The 18,603-nt window shown below is 69.6% G+C and carries 17 protein-coding genes and 1 pseudogene; 8 read left to right on the top strand and 10 right to left on the bottom strand.

Annotated elements, in window-relative coordinates; genetic code table 11:
* Positions 1–23: 23 nt before the first annotated feature.
* From HNR28_RS01990 to HNR28_RS01965, 6 genes are all read right to left on the bottom strand, one after another.
* Positions 24–386 (bottom strand): EscU/YscU/HrcU family type III secretion system export apparatus switch protein, encoded by a 363-nt coding sequence (locus HNR28_RS01990; protein WP_151025633.1) that lies wholly within the window; start codon positions 384–386, stop codon positions 24–26.
* Positions 367–1,743 (bottom strand): flagellar hook-length control protein FliK, encoded by a 1,377-nt coding sequence (gene fliK, locus HNR28_RS01985; protein ID WP_184142474.1) that lies wholly within the window; start codon positions 1,741–1,743, stop codon positions 367–369. Before fliK ends, HNR28_RS01990 begins: the two co-directional genes overlap by 20 nt.
* A 34-nt stretch (positions 1,744–1,777) precedes the next feature.
* Positions 1,778–2,113, bottom strand: a complete 336-nt coding sequence (locus HNR28_RS01980) for a flagellar protein FliT (RefSeq protein WP_052355806.1) — start codon at positions 2,111–2,113, stop codon at positions 1,778–1,780.
* 14 nt (positions 2,114–2,127) lie between these two features.
* Positions 2,128–2,559, bottom strand: a complete 432-nt coding sequence (gene fliS / locus HNR28_RS01975) for a flagellar export chaperone FliS (protein WP_151025355.1) — start codon at positions 2,557–2,559, stop codon at positions 2,128–2,130.
* Between the two features lie 21 nt (positions 2,560–2,580).
* On the bottom strand, positions 2,581–3,954 hold the full coding sequence (fliD, locus tag HNR28_RS01970) for a flagellar filament capping protein FliD (protein WP_043683091.1): 1,374 nt from the start codon (positions 3,952–3,954) through the stop codon (positions 2,581–2,583).
* A gap of 86 nt (positions 3,955–4,040) precedes the next feature.
* Positions 4,041–4,427, bottom strand: a complete 387-nt coding sequence (locus tag HNR28_RS01965) for a flagellar protein FlaG (protein WP_242404191.1) — start codon at positions 4,425–4,427, stop codon at positions 4,041–4,043.
* Between the two features lie 269 nt (positions 4,428–4,696).
* Here HNR28_RS01965 and HNR28_RS01960 point away from each other — a divergent pair, with 269 nt between their 5' ends.
* The 7 genes from HNR28_RS01960 to trmD all read left to right on the top strand — a co-directional run bounded on the left by HNR28_RS01960 (position 4,697) and on the right by trmD (position 10,948).
* Positions 4,697–5,449 carry an RNA polymerase sigma factor FliA gene (locus HNR28_RS01960; protein WP_043683086.1) on the top strand — a complete coding sequence of 251 codons (753 nt, stop codon included), beginning with the start codon at positions 4,697–4,699 and terminating at the stop codon, positions 5,447–5,449.
* 107 nt (positions 5,450–5,556) lie between these two features.
* Positions 5,557–5,967 carry a hemerythrin domain-containing protein gene (locus tag HNR28_RS01955; protein ID WP_043683084.1) on the top strand — a complete coding sequence of 137 codons (411 nt, stop codon included), beginning with the start codon at positions 5,557–5,559 and terminating at the stop codon, positions 5,965–5,967.
* 171 nt (positions 5,968–6,138) lie between these two features.
* Entirely contained in the window at positions 6,139–8,763 is a 2,625-nt protein-coding gene (alaS, locus tag HNR28_RS01950) for an alanine--tRNA ligase (RefSeq protein WP_043683082.1), read from the top strand.
* Between the two features lie 16 nt (positions 8,764–8,779).
* Positions 8,780–9,025, top strand: a complete 246-nt coding sequence (locus tag HNR28_RS01945) for a sulfurtransferase TusA family protein (protein WP_043683079.1) — start codon at positions 8,780–8,782, stop codon at positions 9,023–9,025.
* A 109-nt stretch (positions 9,026–9,134) separates the two neighbouring features.
* Positions 9,135–9,395, top strand: coding sequence for a 30S ribosomal protein S16 (rpsP, locus tag HNR28_RS01940; RefSeq protein WP_043683076.1), 261 nt, complete (start codon positions 9,135–9,137; stop codon positions 9,393–9,395).
* A gap of 21 nt (positions 9,396–9,416) precedes the next feature.
* Positions 9,417–10,040, top strand: a complete 624-nt coding sequence (rimM, locus tag HNR28_RS01935) for a ribosome maturation factor RimM (RefSeq protein ID WP_043683073.1) — start codon at positions 9,417–9,419, stop codon at positions 10,038–10,040.
* 92 nt (positions 10,041–10,132) lie between these two features.
* Complete coding sequence (gene trmD / locus HNR28_RS01930) at positions 10,133–10,948, top strand: tRNA (guanosine(37)-N1)-methyltransferase TrmD (protein ID WP_052355805.1); 816 nt, start codon at positions 10,133–10,135, stop codon at positions 10,946–10,948.
* Here trmD and HNR28_RS01925 read toward each other — a convergent pair.
* The 3 genes from HNR28_RS01925 to HNR28_RS18640 form a co-directional block, all read right to left on the bottom strand.
* Positions 10,945–11,982, bottom strand: a complete 1,038-nt coding sequence (locus HNR28_RS01925) for a PIG-L family deacetylase (protein ID WP_052355804.1) — start codon at positions 11,980–11,982, stop codon at positions 10,945–10,947. The two genes, trmD and HNR28_RS01925, sit on opposite strands and share 4 nt — an antisense overlap.
* On the bottom strand, positions 11,979–13,400 hold the full coding sequence (locus HNR28_RS01920; protein ID WP_084330654.1) for a methyl-accepting chemotaxis protein: 1,422 nt from the start codon (positions 13,398–13,400) through the stop codon (positions 11,979–11,981). The genes HNR28_RS01925 and HNR28_RS01920 overlap by 4 nt, the downstream gene beginning before the upstream one ends.
* A 206-nt stretch (positions 13,401–13,606) precedes the next feature.
* Complete coding sequence (locus HNR28_RS18640; RefSeq protein WP_170288489.1) at positions 13,607–15,652, bottom strand: methyl-accepting chemotaxis protein; 2,046 nt, start codon at positions 15,650–15,652, stop codon at positions 13,607–13,609.
* A gap of 200 nt (positions 15,653–15,852) precedes the next feature.
* Between HNR28_RS18640 and HNR28_RS18225 the strand changes: the two are divergent.
* A pseudogene (locus HNR28_RS18225) lies at positions 15,853–16,761 on the top strand (HD-GYP domain-containing protein); the annotation flags it as partial.
* Between the two features lie 509 nt (positions 16,762–17,270).
* Here HNR28_RS18225 and HNR28_RS01905 read toward each other — a convergent pair.
* The gene (locus tag HNR28_RS01905; RefSeq protein ID WP_211369322.1) at positions 17,271–18,509 is read right to left on the bottom strand and encodes an MFS transporter; all 1,239 of its coding nucleotides are present in this window, start codon (positions 18,507–18,509) and stop codon (positions 17,271–17,273) included.
* Positions 18,510–18,603: the final 94 nt, after the last annotated feature.

The raw sequence follows: 18,603 nt of genomic DNA, 5'->3' as shown, positions 1-18,603 counted from the left end.
GGTTCAGACCGTCTGACGGCGGCTCAGAATGCGGGCGGCGGCCTGGACGCCGCTGCCGGCGCAGCCGCCGCAGGCTGCGGCGCTTCGTCGTCGGGGGCGCGCCGCACGACGCCGCCATCGGTGTCCAGCGCATACAGCCACGCCAGCAGTTCCGCGATGGCGACGTAGAGCTGGGGGGGAATGTGCGCGTCCAGGTCCACCTGCATCAGCAGGCCGACCAGTTCGGGCGATTCATGCACGTACAGGCCGTGTTCGCGCGCGGTGCGCACGATGGTGTCCGCCAGCGTGCCATAGCCTTTGGCCACGACCCGGGGTGCGGCATCCGCCGGATCGTAGGTGACGGCGACGGCGCTGGGCCGGTGGGGGTCAGGATGCGGCGATTTCATTTTCCCGGGGGGCCGGCATGGAGGTGTCGGGGTCGCCGTCGCGGGCCTGGACGGACAGCTGGCTGGCCTGCAGGCCGTGGGCCAGCAGCCGGGCGCGCAGCGGCTCGATGGCCTGCCCCAGCCGCTCGGCGGACTGGGGTGCCGTCAGCCGCATGACGAGCTGGTCGCCGGACAGGCTGAGGCGCGCCTCGACGTCTCCCAGGCTCGGCAAGTGCAGATTCAGGCGGGTGGACCAGTGGTCGCCCTCGAAATCCCGTTCGCCGTCTTCGTCCTGCGGGCGGCGGCGGACCTCCCATTGCATGCCGGCGCCCGGCCAGGCCTCGCCCTGCCAGACGAAGGCCTGGTTGGCGAGGACTTCGAGCTGCTGGCGCACCAGCAGCTGGGCCTGCGGATCGATGCCCGGCACGGGTGCGGTGTGGGTCTGGCCGGCGGCCGTGTGGGCCTGGGCGGCTTCCGGGCCGGCGCCGCCCGCCGCCGCGGCCGGCGCCCCGGGCGCAGGCGCCGCCTGCTGGGCATTCTGGGGCTGGGCGTTCTGGAGCAGGGCGTTCGGGGCGTGGTTCGGAGCGCTCCGGGCCGTGGGGAGGTTCTGGGCGGCGGCGTTCTGGGCCGTGGGGGCGGCGTCCCGGGGGGCGCCGCCCGCAGGCGTGGGATGGGGCGGGATGCGGCCCTGCGGCTCCTGGCGCAGATCCTGCGGCGTGGTCTTGCCCGCGGCCAGCTGCGTCAGATGGGATTCGTAGAACAGGCCGCTCGTCTGCACCGATTGCGACAGCGCCTGGGCGAAGCGGGCGGCCAGGGCGCCGGGCTGTCCCAGCGAGGTGGCCAGCTGGGCCCAGGTCTGGGTGACTCCGCCCGCCTGTGCGGACGAGCCGCCGGCCGTCGGTGCGCCCGTGCCCGTGCCGCCGGGCAGTCCGGAGGCGGCGGCGCCGGCGCCCGGGCGGCCGCCGGCATTGGGCAGCAGCGGCGATTGCCCGCGCACGGCCTGGCCGTCGTGGGGGAAGTGGTTCAGCAGCGCGAGAATGATGCGGGCGGCGTAGCCCAGGGTGGTCGGCGCGGACTGGGTGGTGCCATGGAAGGTCGTCCCGCGGCCCAGCAGGTTGTCCAGCCGCATGTCCCGCACGGCCTTGCCGACGGCGGCCTGCTGGCGGCCCTGCTGGTTGGCCTGGTCGACAGCTTCGCGGGGGTGGCGCTGGGCCGGATTCTGCAGCGCGCTGGGGTTTTCGGGGTTGGCCGGCTGCGGCACGGCCTGGGGGCCCGCGCCGGAGGCGAGGTTGGCCTGCTGGCCCAGCGTGGTGCCCAGTACGGCGTCCAGGCGCTGGATCAGCAGTGTGCCGAGGTTGGAGGGGGCCCCGATGCTCATGGCTGCGTGATTCCTGGGCGGGCGTGGCCGACCCTCAGTGCGGGCGCACCGTGCTGTAGTAGGCCTGCAGGACCGTGCGCTGGCGTTTGAACGTGCCCAGCAGGTGGCTCAGGCGTTCGAGTTCCGGGGCGATCAGCTGGCGGATCCGGGCGTCGTCTTCCAGGATGCGGGTGAGCAGTTCGCGCCGGGCGTTTTTCTGGTCGTCGTCCAGCGGGTCCAGTGTCTTCAGCCGCTCGACCGCGTCCTGGTAGCGGGCGCCGAGGGCCACCAGATCGTCCCATTCTTGAGTCTGGGCCTTGATCAGCATCTGGCCGGACAGGTCGGCGATTTCCTGGTAGCGCTCGAGGATGGATGCGTGCGGCGTGCTCAATGGCGGGATTCCGGTCAGTGGCTGGGGGGCGGATCGCTGAATTGAGGGTCGACGGCCGTGTGCCAGGCGCCGGCCAGGTCGATCAGCATTTTTTCGGCCGTATCGAGCTTGGCCTCGTCGCTGCGCAGATTGGCCTGCATCAGGTCGCGGATGATGAGCTCATAGGAGGCGATCAGCAGGCGGGCGACCTCGCCGCCGCGTTCCGTGTCCACGCCCGCCTTCAGGCCCGAATCCACGATGTCGATCGCTTTGGACAGGGCCTTGCCGCGTTCCTGGATATTGCCGTTGCTCAGGTGGTGGCGGGCCTGGGAGATGGCCGTGAGGGCGCCCCGGAACAGCAGCGAGATCAGGCGCTCGGGCGAGGCGCCGAGCACTTCGGTTTCGAGCCCGATGTTGGCGTAGGAGCCGGTGGCGCGGGCGGAGCGGGAGCGGGGCGCGTAGGTCATGGTGGATCAGCTCTTAGTGGATCAACTCTTGCTGCTGCTCAGTGCGCTGAGCTGCTGCGACAGGTAGCTGCTGAGCGTGTTCATCTGGCTGACCATGGTGTCCAGCTGGGTGAACTGGGCGCGGTAGGTCTCCATGCGCTGATCGATGCGGTCGGAGGTCGCGTCGTATTGTTTCTTGATGTCTTCGATGGTCTTGCTCAGGCCGGTGGTGGTGGTGCTGAAGATCCCGTCGGTCTTGGTGAAGGCGGTGGCGGCGGCGTCCACCCGGCTGCCGATGCCGGTGCCGCTGGTGAACAGGGACTTCACGCCGTCGAGGTTGTCGGACAGCGCCTGGGTGAGCTTGGTGTCGTCGATGCTCAGCTGGCCGGTCGTGGGGTTGGTCGTGATGCCGATTTTCGACAGGCTCGTGCCGTTGGTGGCATCGAACGCCCCCGAAATCGCGTCGCGCATGCGGGTCTGCACCGTGCGGGCGAGCGAGTCGCCGGTCAGGGCGGACGAGGTCTGGGCGTCGGTGTCGTAGGCCGTCAGCGTCTTGATCGTGCTCAACAGGCTGTTGTAGGACGAGACGAAGTCCTGCACGGCCTTCTTGGCGGCGCTGTCGTCGCGGGTCAGGGCGAGGTTGGCGGCGCTGGTCGTGGTCTGGTTCAGCGTGAGCTTGACGCCGTCGATCACGTTTTCGATGGTGTTGCTCTGGCTGGTGACGGCGATGCCGTTGATGGAGAGCTCGGCGTTGGTGGCGTCCTGGACCGTGACGCCCGCCGTGGAGCCGCCGCCCGAGTAGCCGAGGAAGGCGTCCAGGTCGGCGTTGTCATCGACCGTGATGTTGGTGACGGCGTTCTGGGTGCCCGTCTCGCGGCTGGTGAGCAGCAGGCGGTACTGGCTGCCCGGCGTGCCGTCGTTGACGACGGTGGCGTTGACCCCGATGTCCTTGTCGGCGTTGATGGCGGCCACCAGGTCGTTCAGGGACGTGCCCTTGCCGCTCAGGTCGAGGGACTTTTCCGTGCCGTCGATCGTGATCTTCAGGGTGCCGCCGGTGCCGATGTCGGCGGTGCGGTCGGCCCGGCCGGCGTAGACCAGGGTCTGGTTCGAGGCGAGCTTGTCGACCTGGATGGAATACTGGCCCGGGATGGCCGTGCTGTCGGCCGATGCGGAGATCGCATCCGAGCCGGATTTCGCGGCGACCGCGCCGAAGGCGCTTTCCTTGCCGACGGCCTGGGCCGCCTTCTGGAACGTATCGACGGCGGATTTCAGCTTGCTGTAGGCGGAGAGTTTGGCTTCCGCCGCCGTCTGCCGGCTCTTGATCGTGTTCAGGACCTGGCTTTCGTTGGTCTTCAGCTTGTCGAGCAGGTCGGTGAGCGGCAGGCCGGACAGGCCGAGGGAAGAGACTGATGCCATGATGTGGTTCTCCGTTCAGCCATTATGCCCCGGTTCGGCGGCGGCAAAGGCGATGTGTGGGGCGGGATTTCGTTTCTGTTCGGTGATCAGGCCTGGGTATCCACGCCGGCGCCCTGGAGCTGGACGATCATTTTCGCGACGCGCAGCACGGCTTCGGACGGGATGGTGCGCAGGACTTCGCCGGTGCTGCTGTCGATGATCGAGACGACCAGGCGCTGGGCGTCTTCGTCCATTTCGAAGCGCATGCCCGTGGACCAGGCCTTGAGGCTGTCGTTGACGGATTCGAGCGCCTTTTCCAGGGAGGATTTGGGCTGCTCGATCGGCTGTTTCAGGCCGAGCTCGCGCGCATCGGCCTGCTTGTTGAAGCGGCCGGACCGGGCATCGTCGACGGGCGTGACCTGCACGGCCGGCTCGGGCTGAGCGGGCAGCCGTTCGGAAACGGGAGCCGCCAGACCCAGGCTCGAGGATGCCAACTGGTTTCCAATAGGGTGAATCATGCGTGCTCCTGTCCGGATGAGCGTGTCCTGTTATGGGAGGCGCCCGGGTCTCATCCCCCCCGGATCGGGCGGATCCTGGATTTTCACTCTGACATAACGGCGATGTCCGGAAAAACTTTAGGGTTGGAATCCCGGAGGATCGATCGCGTCCGGAGGGGATTCCCCGCGCGGAGGGTTCCGGGGAGAACATCCGCAGCGTTCATAGGGCATACTTGCATTTTATGACGTGTTTCACGGATTGTGCGATGCCTCTTTCCGAGGACCAGCTGATCGCCCGCCATGCGCCGCTCGTGCGCCGGCAGGCGCTGGCGCTGATCGGCAAGCTGCCGGCCAGCGTCGAACTCGACGACCTGATGCAGGCCGGCATGATGGGGCTGCTGGACGCGGTGCGGCGCTACCAGCAGCAGGCCGACGCCCAATTCGAGACCTATGCGGTCACGCGCATCCGCGGCGCCATGCTGGACGAACTGCGCGCCCAGGACTGGCTGCCGCGCAGCGTGCGCGCCAAGGCGCGCAGCATCGAGGACGCCATCCAGACGCTGCGCCACCGCCTGCTGCGCCCGGCCACCGAATCCGAGATCGCCGCTGAAATGGGGCTGGATCTGGCCGCCTACCAGGCCCTGCTCGAAGAGGCGCGCGGCGTCCAGGTGCTGATGTACGAAGACCTCGCCCTGCACCGGGAAGACCACGACGGCGAGGGCATGCTCGACGCGGTGGCGGCCGGGCGGGGCGGCAATCCCCTGGACTGGCTGATGCGCGAAGGCCTGCGCTCGGTGCTGATCGAGGCGATCCGCAACCTGCCGGAACGCGAGCAGCTGCTGCTGTCGCTGCAGTTCGAGCAGGACCTGAACCAGAAGGAAATCGCCGCGGTCCTGGAAATCACCGAGGGCCGCGTGTCCCAGCTGCGCTCCCAGGCCGTGGCGCGCATCCGGGCCTGGCTGTCCAGCCATTCCTGGGAACCGGACGCCGATACCGACGACTACGAACACCTGCTGTAGGCGGGCCGCAGGGACCCTCCGCCGCCTTGCGTCCGCAATAAGATTCATTTAATATATATCTTATACGGCACAGGCTGCCGGAAACACAATGGCGAGGGAACCTCATCATGAACATCGATCGTTTCAAGCACCAGCACGTCGAAATCCTCAGCGGCATCAGCATGCTGCGCCGGCTGTCCCACCAGGGGATCGCCGATCACGCCGTGGACATCGCCCACGAACTGAGGGCGCTGTCCCAGGTCGTCACCCAGCACCTGGCCATCGAGGACCGCATCCTGTACCCCTCACTGGAGCAAAGCGGCAACGACCGCATGGCGCGCATGAGCGTGACCTACCAGAGCGACATGAAAGGCATCGCCAGCGCCTTCATCAATTTCGCGCGCCGCTGGGGCAACGCCACGCTGCTGAGCCGCAGCCCGGAAGAATTCCGCGCCGAGGCCAATACGGTGCTGAAGAACGTGCATGACCGGATGCTGCGCGAAAACCGCGAGTTCTATCCGGCCATCGAGGCGCTGTAGATGAGTCCGGACACGGAATGGTCCCCGCGGACTGTTCCGTGCCTGGCGAACCGGAGCGCCTCGCAAGGCGCGAGGCATGGAGATGTCTGGCAGTCCGCTGCGGGCTGTTGCGCCGTTCGTGGCATCAAAACGCATATAATGGCCGGCTAGTTTCCCCCAGCGGCCAAACGAATGAAAACCTCCGAGATCCGTCAGAAATTCCTGTCCTTTTTCGAGTCCAAGGGACACCAGATCGTGCCGTCCTCGCCGCTGGTGCCGGGCAACGACCCCACGCTGCTGTTCACCAACGCCGGCATGGTCCAGTTCAAGGACGTCTTCACCGGCAAGGACACCCGCCCCTATCATCGGGCGACCACGGCGCAGCGCTGCGTGCGCGCCGGGGGCAAGCACAACGACCTGGAAAACGTCGGCTACACCGCGCGGCACCACACGTTTTTCGAGATGCTGGGCAATTTCAGCTTCGGGGACTATTTCAAGCGCGACGCCATCGCCTACGCCTGGACCCTGCTGACTGAAGTCTATGGCCTGCCCAAGGAAAAGCTGTGGGTCACCGTCTACCAGGAAGACGACGAGGCCTACGACATCTGGGCGCAGGAGATCGGGGTGCCGCGCGAGCGCATCATCCGCATCGGCGACAACAAGGGCGCGCGCTATGCCTCGGACAACTTCTGGCAGATGGCCGACACCGGTCCCTGCGGCCCCTGTTCCGAAATCTTCTATGACCACGGCCCGGAGATCTGGGGCGGCCCCCCGGGCTCGCCCGAGGAAGACGGCGACCGCTACATCGAGATCTGGAACCTGGTGTTCATGCAGTTCGAGCGCGACGCCCAGGGCACGATGCATCCGCTGCCCAAGCCCTGCGTGGACACCGGCATGGGGCTGGAGCGCATTTCCGCCGTGCTGCAGCACGTCCATTCCAATTACGAGATCGACCTGTTCCAGAGCCTGATCCGCGCCGCCGCGCGCGAGACCGGCTGCACGGACCTGGCCGACAATTCCCTCAAGGTCATCGCCGACCACATCCGCGCCTGCGGCTTCCTGGTGGTCGACGGCGTGATTCCCGGCAACGAGGGCCGCGGCTACGTGCTGCGCCGCATCATCCGGCGCGCGCTGCGCCACGGCCACAAGCTGGGCCAGAAGGGCCTGTTCTTCCATCGCCTGGTGGCCGACCTGGTCGGACAGATGGGCGAGGCCTATCCCGAACTGGCCGCGCAGCAGGCGCGGGTCGAGCAGGTGCTGCGCCAGGAAGAAGAACGCTTCGGCGAAACCCTGGAAAACGGCATGCGCATCCTGGAATCCGCCCTGGCGGCCCTGCCGGCCGGCCAGGCGCTGGACGGCCAGACGCTGTTCACGCTCTATGACACCTACGGCTTTCCGCTGGACCTGACGGCCGACATCTGCCGCGAGCGTTCCATCCCCGTGGACCTGGACGGCTTCGAGCAGGCCATGGCGCACCAGCGCGAGCAGGCGCGCGCCGCCGGCAAGTTCAAGGCGGCGGCCGACCTCAGCTACGACGGCGTGGCCACGCGCTTCGACGGCTACGACCACCTGGAAGGCGAGGCCGCCGTCACAGCGCTGTACGTGGACGGCGTCTCGGTGCCTTCCATCGCCCAGGGCCAGCAGGCCGTGGTGGTGCTGGACGCGACGCCGTTCTATGCCGAATCCGGCGGCCAGGTGGGCGACACCGGCCTGCTGGCCGGCGCGTCGGCGCGCTTCCAGGTGGCCGACACCCAGAAGATCCAGGCCGACGTCTTCGGCCATCACGGCACGCTGGAGCAGGGCGCGCTGGCGGTGGGCGACACGGTGCGGGCGCAGGTCGATGCGCGGCGCCGCGCCGACACCATGCGCAACCACTCGGCCACCCACCTGATGCACAAGGCCCTGCGCCAGGTGCTGGGGGATCACGTGCAGCAGCGCGGCTCGCTGGTCGATCCCGACAAGACCCGCTTCGACTTCGCGCACGATGCGCCCATGACGGCCGAGCAGATCGCGCGGGTCGAGGCCATCGTCAACGATGAAATCCTCGCCAACCAGGCCGTGCGCACCCAGCATCTCAGCTACGACGAGGCCGTGGCCGGCGGCGCCATGGCGCTCTTCGGCGAAAAATACGGCGACGTGGTGCGGGTGCTGGACATCGGCTTCTCGCGCGAACTGTGCGGCGGCACCCACGTGGCGCGCACGGGCGACATCGGCCTGTTCAAGATCGTGTCCGAGGGCGGCGTGGCCGCCGGCATCCGCCGCGTCGAGGCCATCACCGGGCACGGCGCCCTGGCCTGGGTGCGGCGCACCTGCGAGACGCTGGACCAGGCGGCCGGGCTGCTCAAGGCCCAGCCCGCCGGCGTGCCCGAGCGCATCCAGGCGCTGCAGCAGCAGACGCGCCAGATCGAGCGCGAACTGGAACGCCTGCAGGACAAGCTGGCCGCCGCGGCGGGTTCCGATCTGGCCGGCCAGGCCGTGGAGGTCGCCGGCGTGAAGTTGCTGGCCACGCGGCTCAACGGCGTCGATCCCAAGTCGCTGCGCGGCATGGTGGACCAGCTCAAGTCGAAGCTGTCCGGCGCGGTGATCCTGCTGGCCGCCGTGGCGGACGACAAGATCAGCCTGGTGGCCGGTGTCAGCCCCGAACTGACCGCGCGGGTCAAGGCCGGCGACCTGGTGGGGGCCGTGGCCGCCCGGGTGGGCGGCAAGGGCGGCGGCCGTCCGGACATGGCCATGGGCGGCGGCTCCGACGTGGCCGCGCTCGACGGCGCCCTGGCGGGCGTGCCGGCCTGGCTGACCGAGCGGCTGGGCGCCGCATGAGCGCCAGGGAGGCCGCATGACCGCGGAATCGCCGCACGCGGACGAGGAAGTCGACGCGCGGGGGCTGAACTGCCCCCTGCCGATCCTGCGCACCAAGAAGGCCCTGGCGCGGCTGGAAAGCGGCCAGGTGCTGGCCGTGCTGACCACCGACCCGCACGCGGGCCGGGATTTCCAGGCGTTCTGCCAGCAGACGGGCAATGCGCTGCTGGCGCAGCGGATGCGCGAGGACGCCGTCCAGGTGCATTACGTGCAGCGCCGCTGATGTGTTGTTTTTCCCGGCATTCGCAGGCCGTTCGCCCGCATCCATTGCGGACACGGCCTGTGTGATGCTAAAATTTTGCGTTTTTCACAGCATTTTCAAAGGATTATCAATGGTTGTGATTCGTCTGGCCCGCGGCGGCTCGAAGAAGCGTCCCTTCTACAATGTCGTTGCTGCCGATTCGCGTAATCGCCGCGATGGCCGTTTCATCGAACGCGTGGGTTTCTACAACCCGCTCGCCGGTGAAGGTCAGGAAAACCTGCGCCTGGCCCTGGATCGCGTCCAGCACTGGGTGGACCAGGGCGCCCAGCTGTCCGACACGGCGGCCCGCCTGGTGAAGGAATACTCCGCCAAGGTCGCTTCCGCCGCCTGATCGCGGCCCGTCGTGCCGGCGATGGCCGATCCCGCCTTCCTGGATGACGCACCGCCGGACGATCTGGTCGAGGTCGGCCGGGTGGCCGCCGCCCACGGCGTGCGCGGCTGGCTGAAGATCCAGCCCTATTCGCCCCAGGCGGACGCCCTGCTGGGCGCCCCGGTCTGGTGGCTCAAGGCGCCCGATCCTGTCGCGGGATCGGGTGCCTTGCCGCGTCCGCGCGGCCTGCGCATCCGCGCCTGCCGCCGCCAGGCGGGGCAATTCCTGGCGGCCCAGGCCGACGGGATCGCCGACCGCGACACGGCCGAGTCGCTGCGGGGGTACACCGTCTGGGTGCCCCGGGCGGCATTTCCCTCGGCCGGCGACGACGAATACTATTGGATCGATCTGATCGGCTGCGATTTCCACGGCATGGGGGACGACGGGCCGCGCCTGCTGGGGCGCGTCGATCAGGTTCTGGACAACGGCGCCCATGCCGTGCTGCAGGTGGCCCTGGGCGCGCCGGATGCCGAAGGCGTCTTCCAGCCGTTCAGCGATGCGCGGGGCCGGCCGCGCCACGTTCTGGTTCCTTTCGTGGCGGCGCACGTGCAGCACGTCGATCTGCAGGCGCGCCGCATCGACAGCGACTGGCCGGCCGATTTCTGACATCCGGATATCCGGATGTCCGGGCATCGGGATGCCTCCGCCCGGGCCGCGCCCCGCCTTCCTTTTCCCGTTCTCCTCCCCCGGATCGTGCGATGCGATTTGACCTGATCACGCTGTTTCCCGAGATGTTCGCCGCCGTGCGCGACCACGGGGTCAGCGGCCGCGCGCACGCCCGGGGCCTCTGGTCCCTGGAGACCTGGAATCCGCGCGACTTCACGACCGACGTGCACCGCACGGTGGACGACCGCCCCTACGGCGGCGGCCCGGGCATGGTGATGCTGGCCGAGCCCCTGGCGCTGGCCGTCGAGGCCGCCCGCGCGGCCCGCCTGCGGGCGGGCGCCGATGCCGCGGACGCGCCGGCCCCCGTCGTGCTGCTGTCGCCGGCCGGCCGCACGCACGACCAGGCGCGCGCGCGGCGCGCGGCGCAGGGCACCGGCGCCATCCTGATCTGCGGCCGCTACGAAGGCGTCGACCAGCGCTTCATCGACCGCTGCGTGGACGAGGAAGTGTCGCTGGGGGATTTCGTGCTGTCGGGCGGCGAGCTGGGCGCCATGGTCCTGATGGACAGCGTGGTGCGCCTGCTGCCCGGCGTGCTGCACGATGCCGAGTCCGCCGCGCAGGACTCCTTCAATCCCGCCCTGAGCGGCCTGCTGGACAGCCCGCACTACACGCGCCCCGAAGTCTGGCGCGGCGAGGCCGTGCCCGAGGCCCTGCTGTCCGGCCACCATGCCCGCATCGCCGTCTGGCGGCGGGACCGGTCCCTGGCGCTGACGGCGGCACGCCGGCCCGAACTGATCGAGCGCGCGCGCGCGGCGGGCGGGCTGGACGCGCGCGACGAGCGCGCGCTGGAACAGCGGGCGGCCGCGTCCGCGGCGGTCCCGTCCGCGAAGCCGGCCGGCGCGGACTAGGGCCGCGGCCGCGCCGCCTGGACCGCGCGCGCCTGCAGCGGCTGGGCGGCATTCCGGGCGTAGTATTGCCGCCCGACCCAGGCGGCTTCGGGGCCCAGGGGCCGGGAGCAGTCGGTTCCGGGCGGGCAGGTGCGCGGATCGTCCTTGGCATAGCGCAGGTAGATCCGCGTCTTGCGGTTCGTCTGCGCGGCGTCCAGGTTGGCCTGGAGCTCCTGGCTGGGATAGTTCAGGTAGGCCGTGCGGGAATACGCGCCGGGGGCGAGCGCCGTGGCGGCCTCGACCAGCCGGGCGCCGGCGATGTGGTCGGGATGGTCGTGCCCGGCGCAGCGCCAGCACAGCGACCGGTAGGGAATGGTGATCGAGGGGTCCATCAGGCGGACGGCCTGCGGGCGTTCCTGGCGGATCAGGTCGGCCAGCAGGCGGACCAGTTCGCCGCGCGTGTAGGTGTCCGGGTAGGGGGCGTAGGACCGCACGCGGGCGTGGGGCACGGATTCCAGCCGGCTCAGGGGCGTCAGGCTGCCCCAGCCCTCGCCCAGCCAGGGGTCGGGCAGGCGCAGCATGATGAGCTGGACGCGGGGATTGGCGCGCAGGGTGTGGCGCACCAGGGTGTGCTGGCCGACCACCAGGCCGTCGGTGCTCCAGGCGTCCGCCACGCCGGCCATGTCGGCGTAGGCGGCCATGATGCCGCGCTCGCGCGCCAGGGTGTATCCCAGGCCCTCGCCCCGGTCGCCGGCCGTCAGGTAGACGGTGTGCACGCAGCGGCCCTGGCGGATCGCATCGTCCTGGTCGGGGTTCATGAACAGCAGGTCGTCGTCGGGATGGGCGACGAAGCTGAGCACCTTGCCGGCCGCGCAGCCCGCGGGCGGGGGAACGGGTGCGGCGGCGGGCGTGGCGGGGGGTGGGGCGGTCCGCGCGGCGGCTTCGGGCATGGCCGGCGGCGGCGCCGGCAGGGCGGCCCGCGCGGCCGGCGCCGCGAGCAGCGCCAGGCACGGCAGGATCAGCGCGCACAGGCGCAGGAGCGGGCGCGGGATCATGAGATCAGCCCGACCGCCTGGTTCAGGCGCCGGGCGCCCTGGTCCAGGTGTCCCACCAGGGCGCCGGCGTCCTGCGCCTGGTGCAGGGTGTCCCGGGCGATGTCCTGGATCTTGCCGATGGCTCGCTCCAGGTCTTGGATCTGTCCGGACTGGCTGGCGTTGGCCTGGCGCAGGTGCTCCAGCATGCCGTGCAGCGAGCCGATGCCGTCGGCCAGCCGCGTCATGATGCGGCCGCTGTGTTCGATGAGGTCGGTGCCTTCGGCGACCTGGCGCACGGATTCGTCGATCAGGTTGCGGATCTGGCGCGAGGCGTCGGCGCTGCGCTGCGCCAGGGTGCGGACCTCGCCGGCCACCACGGCGAAGCCCCGGCCGTGCTCGCCGGCACGGGCGGCCTCGACCGAGGCGTTGAGCGCGAGGATGTTGGTCTGGAAGGCGATGCCGTCGATCAGGGTGGTGATTTCCGTGATCCGCTGGGACAGCGCGCGCATCTCGCGCATGCTTTCGACCGAGCGCGTCATGGTCTGGCTGCCTTCGCCGGCCAGCGCGACGGTCTGATCGACGTCCTGCTGCGCCGCCTGGGCGCGTTGCTGGTCGTCGGCCAGGGAAGCGCCGATGGCCTGGATCGATGCGGCCGCCTGGCCGATGGCGGCCGCCTGGTCGTGGGCGCCGGCGCTGACGGCTTCGTTGGATGCCGTGATCCGTTCCAGGGACTGGTCGATGGCCAGCGCGTTCTCGCGCACCCGGGCGACCGCGCCGGCGATGGCCTGCAGCACCTGGTGCAGGGCGACGCCCATCGGGCTGGCCGGGGCCGGGCCGTCCAGGCCGAGGCGGATGTGGCCGCCCTCGGTGACCCGGGCGACCATGCTGGTCAGCTCGTGCGTCTGGCGCGCGTCGCGCCGCATCCAGCGGGCGATGTAGCACAGGGCGGCGGTTTCGATGACCACGTAGGTGGCGTGCGCGATGACCCGGCCCAGGCCGGGTTCGACGAAGCAGTAGGTGGGAAAGCCGGCTTCCTGGAGGAAGTTGAAGCTGAGGTGGTGGACGGCGATCACGGCGGCGCCCAGCAGGATCACGCGCATGTCGCGGTAGCACAGCAGCACGGCCAGCAGCACGAAGATGCCGAAGTGCAGTTCGATGGTGCCCAGGGACTGGTGGATGTGCAGCGCGCAGAACAGCATGAAGGCGGTCGCCACCGCCAGGCGCGTGACCAGCTGGCCGGGCTGCCAGAAGATCAGGGCGGTGGGGATCAGGGCCAGCGGCAGGCCGATCCACAGCGCCAGGTGCCAGGTATCGTGCCAGGGGGCCAGGCCCAGGGCCGTGGCGAACAGGATCCACAGCAAGGGCAGCATGATGCGGTCGGCCTGACGGCCGTACGAGGACGAACGGGCGCGCGGGAAGTCGGTTTCGGATGAAGTCATTGGAATGGGGACGCGGCCGGGCGGCGCAGCGAAAGGAACCGGAAGGCGGATGGGGCCGCCGGGGGCGTCCGGAGGCGGACAGGGAATTTTACGGCAATACCCGACTGAAAGTTAAGGTTTGAAGCAGATTGAAAGCGAACGCCGCCGCCCGGGTGTCGCGCGTCGGACACAGGGGCGGCGGCGCCGCGGGGGGAGACGGGGCCGGATCAGGATCTGGCGGGCAGCAGCCGGGGCGCCTGGGCGCGGCGCGACTGGACGTGCGCGCCGCCCGGCTGTCCCGTCGGGTCGGCGTGGTCCGCCGTGTCGAGGCGGAAGAACGCCACCAGTTCGACCAGGGTGTCGGCCTGCTCCTGCAGGCTGGCCGCGGCGGCGGCGGATTCTTCCACCAGGCTGGCGTTCTGGCGCGTGACGTCGTCCATCTGCGTGACGGCGGCATTGATCTCCTCGATGCCGGTGGTCTGCTCGCGGCTGGCCGCGCTGATCTCGCTCATGATGTCGGTGACGCGGTGGATGCCGTCGACGATCTGCTGCATCGTGGCCCCGGCGCGCGCGGCCTGCTCGTTGCCCCTGGCGGTGGATTCCACCGAGGTCTCGATGAGGGTCTTGATTTCCTTGGCGGCGCCGGCCGAGCGCTGGGCGAGCGCGCGTACTTCGGCGGCCACCACGGCGAAGCCGCGGCCCTGTTCGCCGGCGCGCGCGGCCTCGACCGCGGCGTTGAGCGCCAGGATGTTGGTCTGGAAGGCGATGGAGTCGATCACGCCGATGATGTCGGCCACCTGCTGCCCGCGGGCGTTGATCTCGCCCATGGTGGAGACCAGCTCGGCGACGATGGCGCCGCCCTCGGTGGCCGTGCGGCCCGCCGAGACGGCCAGGGTGTTGGCCTGCTGGGCGTTGTCGGCGTTCTGGCGCACGGTGGCGGTGATCTGTTCCGTGGTGGCGGCGGTCTCGGCCAGGGAACTGGCCTGCTGCTCGGTGCGCGAGGCCAGATCCAGGTTGCCCGCGGTGATCTGGCTCGACGCCGAGGCGATGGAGGTCGATCCGCCGCGCACCTTGCTGACGATCTCGGCCAGGCGGTCGCGCATGTCCCGCATGGCGAACAGCAGGCTGGTGCGGTCCTGGGCCTTCAGTTCGATGGGGACGGCCAGGTCGCCGGTGGCGATGCGGTTGAGGATGGCCGTGGCATAGGCCGGCTCGCCGCCCAGCTGGCGCAGCAGCGCGCGGGTGATGAGGAAGTTGGCCAGCGCCGCCAGCAGGCTGAGCAGCACGATGCCGCCGCCGAGCAGCATGCGGGTGCGGGACAGGCTTGCGGCGCGCTCGTCGAGCACCGATTCCAGCTGCGCCAGGGCGACCTGGTTGAGCTGGTACTGGCTGTCGATGGCCTGCGTGTAGCGGGCGAAGAAATCGGCGGCCGGGTAGCGGGGGGCTTGCGCCTGGATGATTTCCTTCTGTGCCAGTTCGATGGCCTGGCGGGCTTCACGCAGCGCCGCCTTGCCGGGCTCGCCCAGGCTGGCGGCGAGCTCGGGGTATTGCCGGACGGCGCTTTCCAGCGCGTCGTTCAGGCTGATGTAGTGCTCCTCGGCGCGGTTGATCAGCACCATGATCCGCAGCCGCTCGGCCTCGGACGCCTCGTGGCGCGTCAGCAGGCCGGCGCCCATGGCGCGGGTCTGGCCGAACAGCTCGGTCAGCATGGGCACCTGGTTCAGCGCCGTGTCCACCAGGTAATAGCCCTGGGCCTGCGGGTCGAAGCTCAGGCCGTAGTGCTGCAGCAGCAGGGACTTGACCCGCAGCAGGCGGCCGATCAGCTCGACGTGGCCCTGGAAGCTGTCGGCGGGCGCGAGGCTCTTGCGCGCGACCTGGCCTTCGAGCGAATTCCAGCCCTGGAGGACTTCCTGCCAGGCGCTCAGGAGCCCCGGCGCCTGGACGTCCCGGCGCAGCGCGGCGTCCAGCGCCTCGAAGGCGCGGTCGGCGTCGCCCTGCAGGGTGGCGCGCCGGGCTTCGGCGGAAGCGTCGCCATTGAGCGTGATCATCGACAGGCCGCGGTGCTGCTGCGTGAGCTGCAGGGCCTTCATCAGCAGGCGCATGGGCTCCAGGCCGCTCGATTCCAGCCGGGTGGCCTGGATCGTCTTGCCGGACTCGTTCACGTACAGGATGAAGGGCATGGCGACCAGCACCACGCCGAAGAGCGCCAGCACGGCGAATTTCTGCCAGAGGCGCAGGCGGTTCAGGACGGTGTCGAGAGCGCTTTGTTTCATGGGGGCGTTCCGGTCGGTGGGGCGCCCCGGGGCGGAGCGCAGGCAATGTTTCAATTGGTTAGATAATTTTAAAGTTGGGCCTGCAAGAAAAGCGTCGTCCATGAGGGAATGACCCGGAAGAGTGAAGGGCCTTTAATCTGGATCAAGTCTTTTGACCGGAGCAGGGCCGATCCTGAGTCTTTGGCACCACAAATCGGCGGATGTGCCGATGGACTTTACCTGTTACATGCAGAAGAATGTCGATGACCGGTACCGATTGCGCAGCGATCGCCCGGGATTTGCGGGTGCGAGACATGCCAATCAAGCGTGTTTCCCTGTCCGAGCTACGGCTCGGAATGTATATCCACCGGCTGAAGGGAGACTGGTTTCGCCATCCTTTCTGGCGCGGCAGCTTCCTGCTGAGCCGGCAGCAGGATCTGGAAGCCATCCAGGCCGCGGGCATCCAGAGCGTCTGGATCGATACGGACAAGGGCCGCAGCCCGCCCGATCCGGCCGTGGCGCAGGCCAATGCCCGCCGCGACGCGCAGGCGCGGCAGGGCGACGGGTTCGCTCCGGTGGAGCCCTCCCCGACGGCGGTGTCCCTGGAAGAAGAGATCGACCAGGCCCGCCGCCTGTGCCTGGCCGCGCAGGATCAGGTCATGGGGATGTTCGAGGAAGCCCGGATGGGCCGCGCCATCGACCCGGAGGCCACCCTGCCGCTGGTGCGCCAGATCGCCGATTCGGTCGGCCGCCATCCGCAGGCCCTGTTCAGCGTGGCGCGGCTCAAGACGCGCGACAACTACACCTATCTGCATTCGGTGGCGGTCTGCGCGCTGATGCTGGCGCTGTCCCGCCAGCTGCGGCTGGACGGCATCCTGACCCGCCACGCGGGCCTGGGCGGGCTGATGCACGACGTGGGCAAGGCGGCCATTCCGCTGAGCATCCTGAACAAGCCCGGCCAGCTGACGGACGACGAGTTCGACATCATGAAGACCCATGCGTTCCTCGGCGCGGCGATGCTGCGCGAGGGCGGGGCGGACGAGGCGATCCAGTCCATCGCGCTGCATCACCACGAAAAATTCGACGGGACGGGCTATCCCGACCGGCTCGCCGGCAAGGACATCCCGCTGCTGGCCCGCATGGGCGCCGTGTGCGACGTCTACGACGCCGTGACCTCCGAGCGGCGCCTACAAGGAGCCCTGGAATCCCGCCGAGACCATGCGCCGCATGGCGAGCTGGACGGGGCATTTCGATCGTCCCGTCTTCGAGGCCTTCGTCAAGACGGTGGGCATCTATCCGATCGGCTCGCTGGTGCAGCTGAAATCCCGGCGCCTGGCGGTCGTGGTGGGGTCGGACACCCCTTCGCTGCTGCGGCCGAAGGTCAAGGTCTTTTTCTGCCTGCAGACCCGCAGGCTGTGCGCCGAGGAATTCCTCGACCTGAGCCTGCCGGAATGCGAGGACCGCATCCTGCAGGCGGAGGATCCGGCCGCCTGGAATCTCACCGGGCTGGAGGCGTACTGGATGCCGGCCGAGTCCCTCTCGTAGCGGCCGGCGGCGCGGCGCGCGGGCGCATTCCGGGCCCGCGGGTGCGGGGCCGGCAGGCGCAGGAGACGGCGGCGCGCGCCTATGCCGCCCGCGCCTATGCCGCCCGCGCCATGGACGTGTCGCGCGTTTCCGCCGCGCCGTCCTGGGCGGGGGCCGCGGAGGCCGCGGGGATCGTGTGCGATTCGTCGATGTGGCTCAGGTGCCGCCGGCTCGCGGCCAGCACCAGGACGCCCAGCATCACGGCGGCGGTGCCGACCCAGTACGGCACGTGGTCGCCGAAGGTTTCGCCCAGGTAGCCCGCCAGCCAGGGGGCGACCGCGCCGCCGCTGAAACGCACGAAGCTGTAGGCCGCCGAGGCCACGCCCCGTTCGACCGGGGCGGCCTTCATCACGGTTTCGGTCACCAGCGTATTGTTGATCCCCAGGAACAGGCCGGCCACGACCACGCCGGCCACCAGGACCGGCTTGTGATCGGTCCAGATCGCCATCATGGCCAGCACCAGAGCGAAGCCCGTGAGCGCGATGAGGATCGAGCGGATCGTGCCGAAGCCGCCCTGCAGCCGGGGTGCCAGAAACACCGAGGCGAAGGCCAGCATCGCGCCCCAGCCGAAGAAGACCAGCCCGACCTGCTGGGCGCTCATGTCCAGCGGAAACGGGGTATAGGCGAGCAGGGTGAAGAAGCCGAAGTTGTAGAACAGCGCGGTCAGGGCCACGCCCAGCAGGCCCGGGTGCCTGAGCGCGCGGAACGGATCGCGCAGCGAACTGGGCCTGGGACGGGCGGCCGCGTTCGGCAGCAGCAGGAGGGTGACCAGGAAGGCGAGCGCCATCAGCACGGAAACCCCGAAGAACGGCCCGCGCCACGAGATCGAGCCCAGCACCCCGCCGATCAGCGGGCCGGCGGCGATGCCGACGCCCAGCGCCGCTTCGTAGAAGATGATGGCGTCGCGCACCGAGCCCGACGAGGCGCTGACGATGGCGGCCAGCGCGGTGGCGACGAACAGGGCGTTGCCCAGGCCCCAGAGGGCGCGGTAGCCGACGATGGCGCGGATCGAATCGGACAGGCCGGCCAGCCCCGCGCCTGCGATGATGACCGCCAGCCCGAGCAGCAGGGTCGGTTTGACGCCCAGCCGGCTGGACACGGCGCTGGTGATCAGCATCGCCAGGCCCATGACGGCCATGTAGCTGGTGAAGAGCAGCGAGGTCTGGGATGGCGTGGCGCCCAGGGAGTCGGCGATGGGCTTGAGGATGGGATCGACCAGCCCGATGCCCATGAAGGCGATGACACAGGCGAACGCCACCGCCAGCACGGCTTTCGGTTGTCGCAGCAGGTTCATGATGAATGGGGTTCCTCGAGGTTGATGGGGGTGTCCGGCCGATGCGCGATCGGCCGGCGTGCGGCCGTCCGCGACCGGCCGGCCGCCGGGGGGA

It is taken from the genome of Castellaniella defragrans (assembly GCF_014203015.1).
GTDB lineage: Bacteria > Pseudomonadota > Gammaproteobacteria > Burkholderiales > Burkholderiaceae_B > Castellaniella > Castellaniella defragrans.
This window is presented reverse-complemented; position numbering and strand designations above follow the sequence as displayed.

Excerpts from the sequence above, each read along its gene's own strand:
- HNR28_RS01990 (WP_151025633.1), bottom strand. The coding sequence starts at position 386 with ATGAAATCGCCGCATCCTGACCCCCACCGGCCCAGCGCCGTCGCCGTC.
- fliK (WP_184142474.1), bottom strand. The coding sequence starts at position 1,743 with ATGAGCATCGGGGCCCCCTCCAACCTCGGCACACTGCTGATCCAGCGC.
- fliS (WP_151025355.1), bottom strand. The coding sequence starts at position 2,559 with ATGACCTACGCGCCCCGCTCCCGCTCCGCCCGCGCCACCGGCTCCTAC.
- fliD (WP_043683091.1), bottom strand. The coding sequence starts at position 3,954 with ATGGCATCAGTCTCTTCCCTCGGCCTGTCCGGCCTGCCGCTCACCGAC.
- HNR28_RS01960 (WP_043683086.1), top strand. The coding sequence starts at position 4,697 with ATGCCTCTTTCCGAGGACCAGCTGATCGCCCGCCATGCGCCGCTCGTG.
- HNR28_RS01955 (WP_043683084.1), top strand. The coding sequence starts at position 5,557 with ATGAACATCGATCGTTTCAAGCACCAGCACGTCGAAATCCTCAGCGGC.
- alaS (WP_043683082.1), top strand. The coding sequence starts at position 6,139 with ATGAAAACCTCCGAGATCCGTCAGAAATTCCTGTCCTTTTTCGAGTCC.
- HNR28_RS01945 (WP_043683079.1), top strand. The coding sequence starts at position 8,780 with ATGACCGCGGAATCGCCGCACGCGGACGAGGAAGTCGACGCGCGGGGG.
- rpsP (WP_043683076.1), top strand. The coding sequence starts at position 9,135 with ATGGTTGTGATTCGTCTGGCCCGCGGCGGCTCGAAGAAGCGTCCCTTC.
- rimM (WP_043683073.1), top strand. The coding sequence starts at position 9,417 with ATGGCCGATCCCGCCTTCCTGGATGACGCACCGCCGGACGATCTGGTC.
- trmD (WP_052355805.1), top strand. The coding sequence starts at position 10,133 with ATGCGATTTGACCTGATCACGCTGTTTCCCGAGATGTTCGCCGCCGTG.
- HNR28_RS01925 (WP_052355804.1), bottom strand. The coding sequence starts at position 11,982 with ATGATCCCGCGCCCGCTCCTGCGCCTGTGCGCGCTGATCCTGCCGTGC.
- HNR28_RS01920 (WP_084330654.1), bottom strand. The coding sequence starts at position 13,400 with ATGACTTCATCCGAAACCGACTTCCCGCGCGCCCGTTCGTCCTCGTAC.
- HNR28_RS18640 (WP_170288489.1), bottom strand. The coding sequence starts at position 15,652 with ATGAAACAAAGCGCTCTCGACACCGTCCTGAACCGCCTGCGCCTCTGG.
- HNR28_RS01905 (WP_211369322.1), bottom strand. The coding sequence starts at position 18,509 with ATGAACCTGCTGCGACAACCGAAAGCCGTGCTGGCGGTGGCGTTCGCC.